The organism is Ideonella sp. B508-1, from assembly GCF_000333615.1.
Lineage (GTDB): Bacteria > Pseudomonadota > Gammaproteobacteria > Burkholderiales > Burkholderiaceae_C > Ideonella.
Genome location: NZ_BADL01000038.1, coordinates 1 through 1,952 on the forward strand (window position 1 = coordinate 1; position 1,952 = coordinate 1,952).

2 protein-coding genes and 1 pseudogene are annotated in these 1,952 nt (G+C 71.4%); all 3 read right to left on the bottom strand.

Annotated elements, in window-relative coordinates; translation table 11 throughout:
• A pseudogene (locus tag I73_RS32260) lies at positions 1 to 328 on the bottom strand (hypothetical protein); the annotation flags it as partial.
• Entirely contained in the window at positions 325 to 1,725 is a 1,401-nt protein-coding gene (locus I73_RS25415; protein WP_022979071.1) for a B12-binding domain-containing radical SAM protein, read from the bottom strand. The gene I73_RS25415 and the pseudogene I73_RS32260, both read right to left, overlap by 4 nt.
• A 2-nt stretch (positions 1,726 to 1,727) precedes the next feature.
• A partial coding sequence (locus I73_RS32985) for a hypothetical protein (RefSeq protein WP_026096196.1) occupies positions 1,728 to 1,952 on the bottom strand: 225 nt, incomplete at its 5' end.

The window sequence follows — 1,952 nt, forward strand, 5'->3', positions numbered from 1 at the left end:
CCTGCGCGCCGGCTTTCGCCAGCGCCAAGCTGATCAGACCGCTGCCGCAGCCCAGGTCCAGCACGCGGCGGCCGGCCCAGGGGCCCGGGCCCTGCGGGAACAGCAGCCAGTTCACGAAAGTGGCCGAACTGAGCGTGGGGCCTGGCGGGAACACACCGGGCTCGATGCGCAGGCGCAGCCCCCCCATCCGCCAATGCTGCGTGCGCTGGCCGGCGAGCGCGAGCCTTCGCTGCAGCCATGGCGAGACGACGCGCCGCACCGGCCCGCGCAAGACCCGCCCGAGCAGGCCGTGGCGCGGCAGGCCCCAGCGTGCGGAGGCCGGACTCATGCGGCCTGGGGCGTTGCGCGCCGGTGCCACCACATGCCCAGCCGGGACAGGCACCAGGCCAGGCGGTGCACCAGGGCGCGCAGGCCGAAGGGACGCGCCGCGGTGGTCATCGCATGGGTGTGGGTGAGCAGACGCACGGCATGGCGGTAGTAGGCGTCGCCATAGGTGCGGGGGTAGCGGCGATCCCGGTCGCTGCCCTGGTCAAAGGGCGGTGCGGTGGCCTGGTCGGCCACCAGGTCGTGAAACTGCGTGCCGCGGATCGGGTAGGCCAGGGTCACGGTGAACAGATCGGGCCGGGCCTGGCGCAGGTAGCGCTCGGTGGCGACGATGTCCGCCTCGGTCTCGCCGGGGTAGCCCAGCATCAGGAAGGTGCCCGTCTGGATGCCGGCCTGCGAGGCGGCCCGGATCATGGCGGTGACCTGCTCCACACGCACCTGGCGCTTCATCGCATCCAGGATGCGCTGCGAGCCGCTTTCGGCACCGATCCAGACCCGCGAGCAACCGGTTTGCGCCAGCAGCTGCACCACCCGCTCGTTCATGCGGTCGGCCCGGGTGATGCACTCGTAGCGGATGCGCAGGCCGGCTGCCGCCAGCGCCTGGGCAAAGCCGGCCAGCCAGTTGTGGTTGATGGTGAACACATCATCGACGAACCAGAACTGGTCGGGCGCATAGCGCTCCACCAGCGTGCGCAGCTCCGCCACCACCTGCTGTGGCGAACGGCGGCGGTAGCTGGTGCCATACACCGCCCGGCTGCACCAGGCGCATTTGTAGGGGCAGCCGCGCTGGGTGCTGACGTTCAGAGACGTCTGCCCGTGCGCGCCGCGCCAGGCCTGGAAGTAGGGCTGCAGGTCGATGCGGTGGCGCGCCGGCTCAGGCAGTTCGTCCAGTTCAGGCACGAACTGGCGCTCACCGGTGAAGACCGGCCGGCCCTGCGCATCGGCATGGATCAGCCCCGGGATCGCCGCCAGCGCGGCCGGGTCACGGCACGCCTCGGGCGACAAGCGGGCCACATCGGCCAGGGTCTGTTCGCCCTCGCCCACCACCAGCAGGTGGGCGCCGTGCTGCAGGTAGTCGGCGGCGTTGTGGCGCACGTCCGGCCCCCCCAGCACCATGACCGGGCCATCGCCCTCCCCCGCCAGCGCCGCGATCAGGCGCAGCACCGAGCGCCGTGTCATCAGCGTCACGTAGAAGGCCAGCATGCGGGGACGCAGTGCCCGCACGCGCTGCAGATAGCCCTCCACATCGAGAAAGGTCGCGTCCACCACGTGGTGGTCCAGACCCTCGCGGTCCAGCCAGGCCGAGATGGACAGCAGGCCCAGGGGCGGATAGGGCCGCATGATGCGCTGCTCGATCGCGTCGTCCGCGATGAAGTAGCCATGGGTGAGGATCAAGCTCATCGTCAACGCTTGCGGTATTGGATCAACACATGGTCGGCCAGGGCGGCGCCCCAGGCGGCGGTGAGGCAGCGGCGGTCCAGCCAGGCCATCAGCGCCAGCCAACGCGGCGCGCGGCGCGCCAGCGGCTCCAGGGCCGAGGGCGGCACCGCCAGCCCCACCGGCCGAACACGCTCACGCTCGAAATGGGCCTGCCAGGCCTGATCCATCTGGCGCACCCCGTGGTACCA

Excerpts from the sequence above, each read along its gene's own strand:
- I73_RS25415 (WP_022979071.1), bottom strand. The coding sequence starts at position 1,725 with ATGAGCTTGATCCTCACCCATGGCTACTTCATCGCGGACGACGCGATC.